Genomic DNA, 14,158 nt, shown 5'->3' with positions numbered 1-14,158 from the left:
ACGATGCGCAGCCGGGTCCCGCAGGTGCTCGGGCTGACCCTGGTGTGGGTCGCGCTGTGGGGCGTGGTCTCGGTCAAGATCGTCCTCGGGGGACTGGTCGTGGCGCTGGCCGTCACGCTGCTGTTCCCGACGCCGGTGCTGGAACGGCTGCCGTTCCGGCCGCTGGCCGTGCTGCGGCTCGTCGGGTTCCTGCTGGTGGACCTCGTGCTGTCCGGGTTCGCGGTCGGCTGGGAGATCCTGCGCTACGGCCCGCGGGCGCGCTCCGGGATCGTCGCGGTGCCGATGCTGACCCGGTCCGGACGGGTCGCCACCATGATCGCCGGGGCGCTGGCACTGGCCCCCGGCAGCTTCGTCCTGCAGCTCGACCAGCGCCGGGGGGTCTGGTACGTGTACGCGCTCGGACTGGCCGGCCCGGAGGACGCCCGGAAGGTGCGCGCCCAGGTACTGCTGCTGCAGCAGCGGGTGATCGACGCGTTCGGGCACGACGACGAGATCGCGCTCTGCCGGGCCACGACCGCGGAGGTGACGCGATGACGGTCGTGTTCACGGTCGTGCTGGCCCTGCTCGTGGTCGCGGGCGGGCTGACCCTGCTGCGGATCTTCCGCGGGCCGAGCACGCTGGACCGGATCGCGGCGCTCGACGTGTTCGTCGTGCTGATCGTCGCCGCGGCGGCGGTGTACGTCGCGTTCTACCGGGACGGGTCGAACATCCCGCTGCTGGTCGCGGTGTCGCTCGTCGTGCTCGTCGGGACGGCGACGGCCGCGCGGCTGCTCGAGCGGTGGGAGCGCCACCGATGAGCCGGGCCGACGTACTCGCTCCCGCGGAGGCGCCATGACCTGGGAACTGGTCCGTGACATCGCCTGCGCCGTGCTCATGCTCGCCGGTGCGTCGTTCTGCCTGCTCGGGGCGCTCGGGCTGGTCCGGCTGCCGGATCTGCCCGCCCGCCTGCAGGCGGCGACGAAGCCGCAGACGCTCGGCCTGCTGCTGATCCTGCTCGGGACGGCGTTCCGGGTGTCTCCGGAGAGCGCGATCACGCTCGTGCTGGTCGTGCTGTTCCAGGTAGTGACGGCGCCGGTGGTCTCCCAGATCGTCGGGCGGTCGGCGTACCGGAGCGGCACCCTGGACCGGTCGCGGCTCGTCGTCGACGACCTGGCCACGCAGATGGAGCGCGACGAGCGCGACCGCGGCGACACCTGACGGCAGCCCCCGCGTCATCCACCGGACGGGGTGTACCTAGGCTGCGGAGCGTGCCTGTCTATGCGCTGGGCGACGCCGTCCCGGACATCCATCCGGAGGCCTACGTGCACCCGGACGCCGTCGTCATCGGGAACGTGACGCTCGGCCCGGAGGCCTCGGTGTGGCCGACGGCCGTGCTGCGCGGCGACGACGGGTACATCACCGTCGGCGCCCGCTCCAGCATCCAGGACGGGACGATCGTGCACACGACACTGCGCCGCCCGACGCTGATCGGCGACGACGTCACGGTCGGGCACAACGTGCACATCGAGGGCGCGACAATCGGGAACAAGGTCCTGGTCTCGTCCGGTTCGGTCGTGCTGAACGGCTCGGACGTCGACGAGGGCGCGATCGTCGCGGCGGGCGCCGTCGTCTCGCCGGACAGCCACATCCCGGCCTACCGGATGGCGTTGGGCGTGCCCGCGCGGGTACGAGACAGGTACGAGGTCCCGGCCGACCGGTGGCGCTACGCCGTCGAGTCGTACGTCGCGCGCGGGAAGCGGTTCCGGGCCGAGCTGCGGAAGCTGGAGGACTGATGGCCGGGAAGCCGTTGAACGAGGTCGTCGAGGCCGGGTGGGCGCAGGCGCTGGAGCCGGTCGCGCCGGTCGTGACGCAGATGGGCGAGTTCCTGCGCCAGGAGATCGCCGCGGGGCGGAAGTACCTGCCGGCGGGTGCCAACGTGCTGCGCGCGTTCCAGCAGCCGTTCGACCAGGTCCGGGTGCTGATCGTCGGACAGGACCCGTACCCGACGCCCGGTCACGCCGTCGGGCTGTCGTTCTCGGTCTCGGCCCAGACCCGGCCGCTGCCGCGCTCGCTGTCCAACATCTTCCGCGAGTACTCCGAGGACCTCGGTCACCCCGCGCCGTCCTCCGGTGACCTGACGCCGTGGACCGAGCAGGGCGTGCTGCTGCTCAACAGGTGCCTGACCGTCGAACCGGGATCGCCCGGCTCGCACCGGGACAAGGGCTGGGAGGCCGTCACCGAGCAGGCGATCCGCGCCCTCGTCGAACGCGATGCGGACCCGATGGTGGCGATCCTCTGGGGCCGCGACGCGCGCAACCTGGCGCCTCTGCTCGTGGACGTGCCGATCATCGAGTCGGCCCACCCGAGCCCGATGTCGGCCGACCGGGGCTTTTTCGGCTCGCGCCCGTTCAGCCGGGCCAACGACCTGCTCGAGGAGATCGGCGGCGATCCCGTCGACTGGAAGCTGCCATAGAATCGGGGCCATGAGCGACCCGGGGGAGATGCGGATATCCGACGCCGACCGGGAGGCCGCCGCGCAGCGTCTCCACACGGCGATGGGCGAGGGCCGGATCACGCTGGCCGAGCTCGAGGAGCGGCTGGACGCCGTCTACGCGGCGAAGACGTACTCCGAGCTGCGGCCACCCCTGGCCGACCTGCCCGGCGCGGGTGAGGTCGTCCCGATGGCTTCGGCGACCCCGGCCGAGCGAGCCGAGCCGCTGCAGCTGCGTACCGACATGGGGTCGCTCAAGCGGGAGGGCGACTGGCGGGTACCCGCGTCGCTGCGCCTGACCTCCGGCATGGGCTCGATCCACCTCGACCTCACGCAGGCGACGTCGGTGCCGAACCGGATCGACGTCGAGGTGTCGGTCGGGATGGGCGAGATCCTGATCATCGTGCCGGAGGGCGCGACGGCGAACGTCGACGGCGTGCGCGGGTCGTGGGGCGACATCAAGTCGAAGGTCGGGTCGATCCCCGGCGGTGGGCCGCACCTGACGGTCACCGGCAAGGCCGGGATGGGGTCGCTGACCATTCGTGGCCCGCGCACCGGGTGGAAGGCGATGTTCGGGACCTGACACGCGAACGCCGGTGGTGACCACTGGTCACCACCGGCGTTCGCGCGGGTGTACTCCGTCAGGCGCGGGTGATCTTCCCGGCCTTCAGGCAGGACGTGCAGGCGTTGACCCGGCGGCGGTTGCCGCCGTTGGTCCGCGCGCGCACGGTCTGGATGTTCGGGTTCCAGCGACGGTGGGTCCGACGGTGCGAGTGCGAGACGCGCATGCCGAAGCCCGGACCCTTGCCGCAGACGTCGCAGACGGCAGCCACGTCGGTACTCCTTCACGGTGGACTATCACGAAACGCCCGGAGAACCGGGACTCGACGGATGAGTCTACCGGCCCCTGCGACGCGGTGTTGTCGGGGTCCTGTGGTTGCATCGCGGTTGTGAGCGGGACGGACCTCGACACGCGGCTGATCGGCCCGATCGGCAAGAAGGCGGCGGACGCGCTGGAGTCGTCGCTGGGTATCGCCACGGTCGGGGACCTCGTCCGGCACTATCCGCGCCGCTACGTGGACCGCGGGCGCCTGACCGACATCGCCGGGCTCGTCGTCGGGGAGCACGCCACGGTCGTCGCGCAGGTGGAGAAGGCGACGCTGCGCCAGATGCGGTCGCGGCGCGGGCAGCTGCTCAACGTCGTCGTGCGCGACGAGAAGGGCGGCGAGCTGGACTGCACGTTCTTCAACGCACACAAGCTCAAGGGGTTCGTGAAGCCGGGGCTGCGCGCGGTGTTCTCCGGCAAGGTCGGAGTGTTCAACAAGCGGTTGCAGCTCACGCACCCGCAGTTCGAGGAGATCGACGAGTCGGACTCGCTGCGGCCGTTCCTGTCCGTCTACCCGGCCACGTCGAAGATCAGCTCGCAGGAGGTCGCCCGCTGCGTACGGCAGGTGCTGGACCTGCTGGACGACCCGACGGACCCGTTGCCCGAGTCGCTGCGCGAGCGGGAGAAGCTCTCCGACCTGGGGCGGGCGCTGCGCCGGATCCACGTCCCGCAGGCCGAGGCGGACATCCACGCGTCGCGGCACCGGCTGGTGTGGGACGAGGCGATGGGCGTGCAGCTGGCGCTCGCGCTACGCAGGCAGGCGACGGTGTCGCGTCCGGCGGCGCCGTGCCCGCCGCGCCCGGGCGGGTTGCTGGACGCGTTCGACGCGCGGCTGCCGTTCGCGCTGACCGACGGCCAGCACGCCGTCGGCGCCGAGGTGGCAGAGGACCTCGGGCACTCCCACCCGATGAACCGGTTGGTCCAGGGCGACGTCGGCGCCGGCAAGACGATCGTCGCGCTGCGGGCGATGCTGCAGGTCGTCGACGCCGGGCGGCAGGCCGCCATGCTCGCCCCGACCGAGGTGCTCGCCGCGCAGCACGCGCGGTCGCTGCGGGCGATGCTCGGTCCGCTCGGGCAGGCCGGCGAGCTGGGCGCGGCCGAGGAGGCGACGTCGGTCACGCTGCTCACCGGGTCCCTCGGTGCGAAGGCACGACGGCAGGCGCTGCTCGACGCGCAGTCCGGGGCCGCCGGGATCGTGGTCGGCACGCACGCGCTGATCCAGGACACGGTCGGGTTCGCCGACCTGGGCCTCGTGGTGGTGGACGAGCAGCACCGGTTCGGCGTCGAGCAGCGCGACGCCCTGCGCGGTCGCGGCGAGCTCGCCCCGCACATGCTCGTGATGACCGCGACGCCGATCCCGCGCACGGTCGCGATGACCGTGTACGGGGACCTGGAGATCTCCGCGCTGCACGGCCTGCCCGGCGGCCGGTCGCCGATCGCGACGTCGGTCGTCCCGCTGGCCGACCACCCGTCGTGGTTCGACCGGATCTGGAAGCGCGTGCGCGAGGAGGTCGAGGGCGGGCACCAGTGCTACGTGGTCTGCCCGCGCGTCGGGGACCAGTCGAAGCCGGACGCCGTCGAGGAGCCCGAGGAGCCGCCGGAGGACGACGACGGGCCCGACGGTGAGGAGCGACGCCCACCTCTGGCCGTGCTGGACGTGGCGCCGAAGCTGGAGGACGGCCCGCTGTCCGGCCTGCGGATCGGGATCCTGCACGGCAAGCTCCCGGCGGACGAGAAGGACGCCGTGATGCGCGCGTTCGAGCGCGGCGAGACCGACGTGCTGGTCGCCACGACCGTGATCGAGGTCGGCGTGGACGTCCCGAACTCGACGGGCATGGTGATCCTGGACGCGGACCGGTTCGGCCTGTCCCAGCTGCACCAGCTGCGCGGCCGGGTCGGCCGGGGCTCGGCGCCGGGCGTGTGCCTGCTGGTGACCGACATGCCCGCCGCGACGACCGCCCGCGAGCGCCTCGACGCCGTCGCCGGCACGACCGACGGGTTCGAGCTGGCCCGGCACGACCTGGAGCTGCGCCGGGAGGGTGACGTGCTCGGCGCGACCCAGTCCGGCGCCCGCTCGGGTCTGAAGCTGCTGTCCCTGCTGCGCCACGAGGAGGTCATCCGGAAGGCTCAGGTGTACGCGATCGACCTGGTGGACGCCGACCCCGGCCTGGCCGGGCACCCGGGTCTCGCCGCACTCGTCGGGGAGACCGTCGGCGACGAGGAGCGGGCGGCCTACCTGGACAAGGCCTGACTCAGCCCGGAAGAGCTCGCCGTGAGTTCTCGTCGATCGCGGCTCGGGCGGTTCGTGGCAGGTGCACGATCCCGGCGCGGTCCAGTCGGTCCAGCTCGGAGCGCGCGCGGGCGTAGGCGGCGAGACGCTCCGGCTCGGAGTCCGAGTCGCGGGCCGTCGTCAGCAGCTTGAGCACGCGCTCCACCGAGGAGCGCTCCGCGGGCGGGAGACCGGAGAGCCGGATCCGGTCGGCCGCGTCCTGCGCGGCCTGCCAGGCCCGCGACGCATGCTCGGCGGCGGCGACGAAGCCGGCGTCGTGCGGGCTGCCCGGGTAGGTCTCCGTGTCCAACGCCTGGGCCTCGGCGAATGCGTCCACGAACCGGGCCGTGCTGGCCACCGACACGTCGGACAGGGCGGGACGGCGCAGGACGGCCATCGGGTCGCACTCGTGGGCGGTGTACTCGGCGCGCACCCGGTCGAACTCCGCCTTCGCGCGGTTCCACACCTGCTCACCGGTAGCGGGCCGGCCCTGCTGCGGGACGTCCGGTGCCGGGGCGGCGCGACGAGCGCGGCGGACGAGCCGGAACATCATCCACCCGACGAGGCCGATCACGATCAGCGGGAACAGGCCCTCGACGATCCCGATGGCGACCCGGACCGCGATCGCACCGAGAAAGACCAGACCGACCAGGGCACCGAGCACGAACAGGAGGGCGGGCGGCCCGCCCCGTCGTCCGTGCCTGCGGCGCATCCGCCGCTCGCGGCGCCGGTCGCGTCGCTCCATGCGGTACGCATCGCGCACCGCCACGCCGCCGTAGCCGTGACCATGCCCGTGCCCGTATCCGGGGAACTGTCCGTGGGCGCGGCGGTCGGCCGGACGCCGGGAGCGGCGGCGTGTCATGTCCTCCACGCTAGCCGGAATCGGACGCCGAGCGGTGGGCTCCGAACGACTGCCGACCCCGGAATCCGTCGGGGTGGCCCCCAGTCTCACCCTGAGTCGCACGGTGGTCGGCCCCGCCGCTGCCGTGCAACGATCACGCGTCCGTCCGGTTCGGGAGCGAGGAGTGCGATGTTCGGCAAGGTGCTGGTGGCCAACCGCGGTGAGATCGCGATCCGCGCGTTCCGGGCCGCGTTCGAGCTGGGCGTCTCGACGGTCGCGGTGTTCCCGTACGAGGACCGGAACTCGCTGCACCGGGCCAAGGCCGACGAGTCGTACCGGATCGGCGAGCCCGGCCACCCGGTCCGGGCGTACCTCTCCGTCGAGGAGGTCATCAAGGCGGCGAAGAAGGCGGGCGCCGACGCCGTCTACCCGGGCTACGGCTTCATGTCCGAGAACCCGGACCTCGCCCGGGCGTGCGACGAGGCCGGCATCACGTTCGTCGGGCCGCCGACCGAGGTCCTGCACCTGACCGGCAACAAGTTCCGCGCCGTCGCCGCCGCCCGCGAGGCGGGTGTGCCGGTGCTCGAGTCGTCGGACCCGTCGTCGGACGTCGAGGAACTGCTGCGCGCGTCCGACGGCATCGACTACCCGATCTTCGTCAAGGCCGTCGCCGGTGGTGGTGGGCGCGGCATGCGGCGGGTCAAGGAGCCCGACGACCTGCGCGACGCCATCGAGGCCGCGATGCGCGAGGCGGAGTCCGCGTTCGGGGATCCGACGGTGTTCCTGGAGCAGGCCGTGGTGAATCCGCGGCACATCGAGGTGCAGATCCTCGCCGACGCCGACGGCAACGTCGTGCACCTCTACGAGCGGGACTGCTCGGTGCAGCGCCGCCACCAGAAGGTCGTCGAGATCGCGCCGGCGCCGAACCTGGACCCGGAGATCCGGGACCGGATCTGCGCCGACGCCGTCGACTTCGCGCGCCAGATCGGCTACGTCAACGCGGGCACCGTCGAGTTCCTGCTCGACGAGCGGGGGCAGCACCACTTCATCGAGATGAACCCGCGCATCCAGGTCGAGCACACGGTGACCGAGCAGGTCACCGACCGGGACCTGGTCATCGCGCAGCTGCGGATCGCGTCCGGCGCCACGCTGCCGGACCTGGCGCTGACCCAGGACGAGATCACGCTGAACGGCGCCGCGATGCAGACCCGGATCACCACCGAGGACCCGGCGAACGAGTTCCGCCCGGACGTCGGGACGATCTCCGTCTACCGCTCGCCGGGTGGTCCTGGCGTGCGCCTGGACGGCGGCACCGTGCACGTCGGCGCCGAGGTGTCCGCGCACTTCGACTCGATGCTGGTCAAGCTGACCTGCTACGGGCACGACTTCCACAACGCCGCCCGCCGCGCCCGTCGCGCGCTGGCCGAGTTCCGGCTGCGCGGCGTCGCGACGAACCTCCCGTTCCTGGCCGCCGTGCTCGAGGACGAGGACTTCCGGGCCGGCCGCGTGAACACGAGCTTCATCGAGGACCGCCCGCACCTGCTCAAGGCCCGCCCGTCCGCCGACCGTGGCTCGCGCGCGTTGCAGTACCTCGCCGAGATCACGGTGAACCAGCCGAACGGCGGGCGGCCCGAGGTCGTCGAACCGGTCGACAAGCTGCCGTCCGGTGTGGACCTGAACGTCCCGGCTCCGGACGGATCGGCGCAGCTGCTCCGGCAGCTCGGACCGGAGGGGTTCGCTCGCCGTCTCCGCGAGCAGACCGCCGTCGCGGTCACCGACACGACGTTCCGTGACGCGCACCAGTCGCTGCTGGCCACCCGCGTGCGGACGCGGGACATCCTGGCCGTCGCGCCGTACGTCGCGCGCACGATGCCGGAGCTGCTCTCGATCGAGTGCTGGGGCGGCGCGACCTACGACGTCGCGCTGCGCTTCCTCGCCGAGGACCCCTGGGACCGCCTCGCCGCGATCAAGGAGGCGGCACCGAACCTCTGCACCCAGATGTTGCTGCGGGGCCGGAACACGGTCGGCTACACGCCGTACCCGACCGAGGTGACCGACGCGTTCGTCGCCGAGGCCGCGACGACCGGGATGGACATCTTCCGGATCTTCGACGCGCTCAACGACGTCGAGCAGATGCGCCCGGCGATCGCGGCCGTGCGGGAGACCGGGACGGCGCTGGCCGAGGTCGCGCTCTGTTACACGGCCGACCTCGCCGACCCGGCCGAGGATCTGTACACGCTGGACTACTACCTGCGGCTCGCCGAGCAGATCGTGGACGCGGGCGCGCACGTCCTGGCGATCAAGGACATGGCCGGCCTGCTGCGACCACCAGCCGCGCGCACGCTGGTCACGGCGCTGCGCGAGCGGTTCGACCTGCCGGTGCACCTGCACACCCACGACACGGCGGGCGGTCAGCTGGCCACGCTCGTCACGGCGATCGACGCCGGCGTGGACGCGGTGGACGGGGCGATCGCGTCGATGGCCGGGACGACGTCGCAGCCGTCGTTGTCCGCGCTGGTCGCGGCGACCGACCACACACCGCGGGCGACCGGCCTGTCGCTGGCCGCCGTCGGGGACATGGAGCCGTACTGGGAGGCGGTGCGGAAGGTCTACGCGCCGTTCGAGTCCGGGCTCGCGTCGCCCACCGGCCGCGTCTACCACCACGAGATCCCCGGCGGGCAGCTGTCCAACCTGCGCCAGCAGGCGATCGCGCTCGGTCTCGGCGAGCGGTTCGAGCTGATCGAGGACTGCTATGCCGCCGCGGACCGGATGCTGGGGCGACTGGTGAAGGTGACGCCGTCGTCGAAGGTGGTCGGGGACCTGGCGCTGCATCTCGTCGGCGCCGGGGTGGACGCCGAGGCGTTCGAGAAGGACCCCGCGAGCTTCGACGTGCCGGACTCGGTGATCGGGTTCCTGCGCGGCGAGCTGGGGGACCCGCCCGCCGGGTGGCCGGAGCCGTTCCGTACCCGTGCGCTCGAGGGTCGCAGCCCGGAGGCGGAGAAGGCGGAGCTCTCGATCGACGACCGCCGCGGGCTGCGCGACGACCCGCGCCGCACGCTCAACTCGTTGCTGTTCCCCGGGCCGACGAAGGACTTCGACTCCCATCGCGAGCAGTACGGCGACACGTCCGTGCTCTCGTCGAAGGACTTCTTCTACGGGCTGCAGGAGGACCTCGAGCACACCGTCGAGCTGGAGCCGGGCGTCACGCTGATCATCGAGCTGGAGGCCGTCTCGGAGCCCGACGAGCGCGGGTACCGCACGCTGCTGACCACGCTGAACGGGCAGCTTCGCCCGGTCGCGGTGCGCGACGAGTCGGTGCACACCGAGGTCAAGGCCGCGGAGAAGGCGGAGCAGGGCAACGACGCGCACGTCGCGGCCCCGTTCGCCGGCGTCGTCACGCTGCAGGTCGGCGAGGGGGACAAGGTCGAGTCCGGCCAGACGGTCGCGACGATCGAGGCGATGAAGATGGAGGCGTCGATCACCGCGCACCGCTCCGGCAGCGTCGCGCGACTGGCGATCGGCGAGGTGCAGCAGGTCGAGGGCGGGGACCTGCTCGTCGAGCTGGAGTAGCGCCGCCACGACGTCACGCTCGACCGGCACCGACGGACCGGGCATGACGGTGCGGCGGGGTCGTCGACCACCGGAACCCGCCTCCGGTGACCGCGATGCGGCGCTCGATCGGTCGCCCGACCGGGCTGGTTCGCCGCCGGGGTCGGCCTGCCCCGTCCGGTGACGCGGTCGGATCGCCCGTCGGATGATGTGACGGCATGCCGACCGAGTGACGCAGACAAGCGGGCCGACGCCTCGGGAAGGTCGCTGAACTGCGCCTTTGCTCTGCATACCCGGGCGCACCACCGCATGGAGCAACATCATCACGGTTGGCGGAGCGGGGTGTTGCGTGGAGGTGAGCAGAGCACAGCGTGGGTCCTGGAGAGCCCGGTGCGAGACTCGGCGGGTGAACGCAGCACGTCCCGGCACCGGTCCGGCATGACGTCGATCATCGCCGGGCGGGCGGCGCGCACGCGGCTCGAGGTGCCGGCGTCCGGGACGCGGCCGACGTCGGACAGGGTGCGTGAGGCGTTGTTCTCGTCGCTCGAGCACGACCCGGGCCTCGACGGCGCCGTGGTGCTCGACGTCTGTGCCGGTTCCGGTGCGCTCGGGCTGGAGGCGCTGTCCCGCGGCGCGGCCGATGCGGTGTTCGTCGAGTCCGACCGACGCGCGTCGGGGGTGTTGCGCCGCAACGTCTCCGGGGTGGGCCTCGGCGGATGGGTGATCGTCGGCGCGGCCGGGGCCGTGCTCGCGCGGCCGTCCGAGCGGGCGTTCGACGTGCTGCTGGCCGACCCGCCCTACTCCGTCCCCGACGACGAGGTGGCCGGCTGGCTGGCGTCCGCCATGGCTGGCGGATGGTTGGCCCCGGGCGCGGCCGTGGTCGTCGAACGGGCGAAGTCGACGACGCCGTTCCCGTGGCCGGACGGGTTCGAGCCGGACCGCGACCGCCGCTACGGCGACACCGTCCTGCGCACGGCGCACATACCGGGCTGATCCGCGCGAGCCGGCGTGTGCCTCGACACTGGCCCGCTCCGCGTGCTGATCCGGTGTACGCGTGCCCGCGGGGAGAACGCACCCGCCCCGTCGCGGGCGTTCCGCGGATCACAGCGCGCCCCGCGGATCACAGCGCGCCCCGCGGATCACAGCGCGCCCCGCGGATCACAGCGCGCCCCGCGGATCACAGCGCGCCCCGCGGATCGGAGCGCGCCCCGCGGATCACCGTGCGTTCCGCGGATCACCGTGCGCCTCACGACCGTTGCGGGCTCGGCCGGCCACCACGCCGGGTAGCGGCACCGCGGCGGCCCGATCGTCGTCGCCGTCCGCGTGCCGATCCGGTGCTCGCGCTCCCGTACGGAGAACGCGCGCGCCCGGGCGTGCGCGCCCCGTGGATCACCGTGCGTTCCGTGGATCACAGCGCGTTCCGCGGATCACCGTGTGCTCCACGACCGTTGCGGGCTCGGCCGGCCACCACGCCGGGTAGCGGCACCGCGGCGGCCCGATCGTCGTCGCCGTCCGCGTGCCGATCCGGTGCTCGCGCTCCCGTACGGAGAACGCGCGCGCCCGGGCGTGCGCGCCCCGCGGATCACAGCGCGTTCCGCGGATCACCGTGTGCCTCACGACCGTTGCGGTCTCGGCCGGTCACGCCGTAGCGACACCGAGGCGCCCCGACCGTCGTCGCCGTCCGCGTGCCGATCCGGTGCTCGCGCTCCCGTACGGAGAACGCACGCGCCTGGGCGTGCGCGCCCCGCGGATCACAGCGCGTCTGCCGGATCGCACCGTGATCCCCGGATCTCAGCGCGTCTGCCGGATCTGAGCGCGTCCTGCGGATCTGAGCGCGGACGGTAGATCTCAGCGCGGACGGCGGCCGGGGCGGCGGCGCGCGAGCAAGCACGAGGCCCGCGGCAGGACCGCGGCGGGCCCGTGACGGACGACCGGGAGTGATCCGGCCCGCCTTGCGGTGATCACTGTCGGGAGGGTCGGGTAGGTTGCGCCGCATGGTCGATCCCCGGCGTGCGGTGTGCCCCGGTTCCTACGACCCGCCGACGATCGGGCATCTGGACGTCATCCGTCGCACCGCGGCGTTGTTCGACGAGGTGTACGTCGCGATCCTGGTGAACCCCCGCAAGCAGGGCCTGTTCACGGTCGACGAGCGGGTCGAGATGCTCGAGGAGATCACCGCCGACGTGCCGGGAGCACGGGTCGAGGCGTTCTCCGGCCTCGTCGTCGACTACTGCACGGAGCGGGGAGCGTCGGCGCTGGTCAAGGGCCTGCGCTCGGCCACGGACTACGACTACGAGCTGCCGATGGCGCACATGAACCGGCATCTGACGGGCGTCGAGACGCTGTTCCTGCCCGGCGCGCCCGGACAGGTGTACGTGTCGAGCTCGCTGGTCAAGGAGGTCGCGAAGGGCGGTGGCGACGTCACCGCGTTCCTGCCCCCGACCGTGCACGACCGGCTCCGCAAGCGCCTGGCCGAGCAGGGCTGAGGGCCGGGAGAGGGACTTGACACGCGGGGGACGGCCGTAATAACGGGGTGCGCCCCGGCCCGGTGAGAGGATCACCGGCGTGTACCGGGTGTTCGAGTCGCTGGACGCGTTGGTGACGATCGTCGAGGACGCGCGGAGCGTGCCGATGACGTCGAACTGCGTCGTGCCCCGCGGAGACGTGCTGGAGCTGCTCGACGACGTCCGGGAGGCGTTCCCGGGCGAGCTGGACGACGCGCAGGACGTGCTGGACCGGCGCGACGACGTCGTCGGCGAGGCCGAGCGCGAGGCCGAGGAGACGAGGTCGGCCGCGGAGGCCGAGGCCTCCGAGACGCTGCAGAACGCGCGCAGCGAGGCCGAACGGCTCGTCGCCGAGGCGCAGGAGGAGGCCGCCCGCACGGTGGCCGAGGCGCGCCACGAGGCCGAGCGGGCCGTCGCCGAGGGCCGCAGGCAGTACACCGAGCTGACCGAGCGGGCCCGCGACGAGGCCGAGCGGATGACACACGCCGGACGCGCCGCGCACGACCGCCTGGTCGCCGACGGGCAGAGCGAGCAGGCCCGCCTGGTGTCGCAGAACGAGGTGGTGCGTGCGTCGCACGGCGAGTCGGCGCGGATCGTGGACGCCGCGCACGCCGAGGCGGATCGGCAGCGCCGCGAGTGCGACGCGTACGTCGACTCCACCCTGGCCGAGCTGGAGGCCGCGCTGTCCGGCGCGCTCGGCACGGTCAGCCGCGGGCGCAGCCAGATCTGGCACGGGCAGGGCATGCAGAACATGCAGCAGAACGGGCACGGACCGCAGAACGGCGCCGTCGCGCACGGGCGGTCCGGCACCGGGATGGACTTCATCGACTGACCGGGGTTTTTGCCGGTCTCGGCCGTCAGCGCTTGTGAGCCGAGTCACAAGTCAGCCACCATCGGGGGCGTGACCACAGCACCGATCGACGCGGACGCCACGAGCGTGCCCGCGGAACTGACCCCCGGCCGTCGGCCCGAGTTCGCCGCCGCCTGCGCCGGCGCACGCGCGGGCTTCCAGGACGTCGTGAACCTGGCGGTGGTGGCCGACGGCCTGCAGAACCGCGACGAGCCCGACCCGCGGACGACCCTGAACCGGCTGATCGCGTTCGGGTCGGTCAGGGCATGGGAGCGGTTCGTCCGCGACCTGGCCGGCGGCACACGCGGCGACCGCCTCGGCTGCCTGCGCGGCGGACCGGCCGCCGGGGTCCTCGCCGGCCTGTCCGGTGGACGCCTGCCCGCCGGATGGCGGATCGCGTTCCCGCGGTCCGGGACCGGCACCACGCTCGCGTTCGGCCCGGAACGGCTGACCGGCACCGACGACGACCTCGGCGCGGCCGTGGACTGGTGGGTGAACGCCCGGCACGGGCTGACGCACCGCCGCCTGCCGCGGGACCACGCGTGGCCGGTCGACACCGACGCCTACGACAGCGACGGCGCCGACGTCGGTGCCACGACGGCCCGGTTCGCGCTCGCCCTGTTCCTGCAGCTCGCCGACCAGTCGATCCGGGTGCTCGCGGACGCGGCCGGGATGGCCCGGCCGGAGGAGCTGTGGCTGCCGGCGCACTGGACCGCCGGCCGGGCGACCGCGGAGGCCGACGCGCCCCCGTTGTGGACCGGGATCGCCGTCGACGCGCCGTGATCGTCG

Annotated in this window: 14 protein-coding genes; 12 read left to right on the top strand and 2 right to left on the bottom strand. The window is 73.0% G+C overall.

Annotation, left to right across the window (positions count from 1 at the left end):
- The first annotated feature begins 3 nt into the window (after nt 1-3).
- Genes EV378_RS06505 through EV378_RS06480 form a run of 6 tightly spaced genes read left to right on the top strand, consistent with a single transcriptional unit; the run spans nt 4 to nt 3,053 of the window.
- Nucleotides 4-534: a Na+/H+ antiporter subunit E gene (locus tag EV378_RS06505; protein ID WP_243653578.1), complete on the top strand. Its 531-nt coding sequence runs from the start codon at nt 4-6 to the stop codon at nt 532-534.
- Nucleotides 531-797 carry an MrpF/PhaF family protein gene (locus tag EV378_RS06500; protein ID WP_132421795.1) on the top strand — a complete coding sequence of 89 codons (267 nt, stop codon included), beginning with the start codon at nt 531-533 and terminating at the stop codon, nt 795-797. The genes EV378_RS06505 and EV378_RS06500 overlap by 4 nt, the downstream gene beginning before the upstream one ends.
- A 34-nt stretch (nt 798-831) precedes the next feature.
- A complete protein-coding gene (gene mnhG, locus EV378_RS06495) occupies nt 832-1,197 on the top strand; it encodes a monovalent cation/H(+) antiporter subunit G (RefSeq protein ID WP_132421794.1) in 366 nt (121 codons plus the stop codon).
- Nucleotides 1,198-1,247: 50 nt separating this feature from the next.
- Nucleotides 1,248-1,772 carry a gamma carbonic anhydrase family protein gene (locus tag EV378_RS06490; RefSeq protein ID WP_132421793.1) on the top strand — a complete coding sequence of 175 codons (525 nt, stop codon included), beginning with the start codon at nt 1,248-1,250 and terminating at the stop codon, nt 1,770-1,772.
- Nucleotides 1,772-2,452: a uracil-DNA glycosylase gene (locus EV378_RS06485; RefSeq protein WP_132421792.1), complete on the top strand. Its 681-nt coding sequence runs from the start codon at nt 1,772-1,774 to the stop codon at nt 2,450-2,452. The genes EV378_RS06490 and EV378_RS06485 overlap by 1 nt, the downstream gene beginning before the upstream one ends.
- A gap of 10 nt (nt 2,453-2,462) precedes the next feature.
- Complete coding sequence (locus EV378_RS06480) at nt 2,463-3,053, top strand: DUF1707 SHOCT-like domain-containing protein (RefSeq protein ID WP_132421791.1); 591 nt, start codon at nt 2,463-2,465, stop codon at nt 3,051-3,053.
- Nucleotides 3,054-3,111: 58 nt separating this feature from the next.
- Here EV378_RS06480 and rpmB read toward each other — a convergent pair whose 3' ends face one another.
- Nucleotides 3,112-3,303: a 50S ribosomal protein L28 gene (gene rpmB / locus EV378_RS06475; RefSeq protein WP_132421790.1), complete on the bottom strand. Its 192-nt coding sequence runs from the start codon at nt 3,301-3,303 to the stop codon at nt 3,112-3,114.
- Nucleotides 3,304-3,420: 117 nt separating this feature from the next.
- Between rpmB and EV378_RS06470 the strand changes: the two genes are divergently transcribed.
- On the top strand, nt 3,421-5,607 hold the full coding sequence (locus EV378_RS06470) for an ATP-dependent DNA helicase RecG (protein WP_132421789.1): 2,187 nt from the start codon (nt 3,421-3,423) through the stop codon (nt 5,605-5,607).
- Nucleotide 5,608: 1 nt separating this feature from the next.
- On the opposite strand, the gene EV378_RS06465 is transcribed toward EV378_RS06470, so the two are convergent.
- Nucleotides 5,609-6,487 carry a hypothetical protein gene (locus EV378_RS06465; protein WP_132421788.1) on the bottom strand — a complete coding sequence of 293 codons (879 nt, stop codon included), beginning with the start codon at nt 6,485-6,487 and terminating at the stop codon, nt 5,609-5,611.
- Between the two features lie 168 nt (nt 6,488-6,655).
- On the opposite strand from EV378_RS06465, the gene EV378_RS06460 reads away from it, so the two are divergent.
- The 5 genes from EV378_RS06460 to EV378_RS06440 all read left to right on the top strand — a co-directional run bounded on the left by EV378_RS06460 (nt 6,656) and on the right by EV378_RS06440 (nt 14,152).
- On the top strand, nt 6,656-10,036 hold the full coding sequence (locus tag EV378_RS06460) for a pyruvate carboxylase (protein WP_132421787.1): 3,381 nt from the start codon (nt 6,656-6,658) through the stop codon (nt 10,034-10,036).
- Nucleotides 10,037-10,453: 417 nt separating this feature from the next.
- Complete coding sequence (gene rsmD / locus EV378_RS06455; protein ID WP_132421786.1) at nt 10,454-11,008, top strand: 16S rRNA (guanine(966)-N(2))-methyltransferase RsmD; 555 nt, start codon at nt 10,454-10,456, stop codon at nt 11,006-11,008.
- A 1,001-nt stretch (nt 11,009-12,009) separates the two neighbouring features.
- Nucleotides 12,010-12,501 (top strand): pantetheine-phosphate adenylyltransferase, encoded by a 492-nt coding sequence (coaD, locus tag EV378_RS06450; RefSeq protein WP_132421785.1) that lies wholly within the window; start codon nt 12,010-12,012, stop codon nt 12,499-12,501.
- Nucleotides 12,502-12,580: 79 nt separating this feature from the next.
- Entirely contained in the window at nt 12,581-13,351 is a 771-nt protein-coding gene (locus tag EV378_RS06445; RefSeq protein WP_132421784.1) for a DivIVA domain-containing protein, read from the top strand.
- Nucleotides 13,352-13,420: 69 nt separating this feature from the next.
- On the top strand, nt 13,421-14,152 hold the full coding sequence (locus tag EV378_RS06440) for a hypothetical protein (protein WP_132421783.1): 732 nt from the start codon (nt 13,421-13,423) through the stop codon (nt 14,150-14,152).
- The last annotated feature ends 6 nt before the right edge of the window (nt 14,153-14,158 follow it).

Source organism: Pseudonocardia endophytica (assembly GCF_004339565.1).
In the GTDB taxonomy this organism is placed as follows: Bacteria; Actinomycetota; Actinomycetes; order Mycobacteriales; family Pseudonocardiaceae; genus Pseudonocardia; species Pseudonocardia endophytica.
The sequence above is the reverse complement of the archived record's forward strand: the minus strand, read 5'-3'. Positions and strand labels throughout refer to the sequence as shown.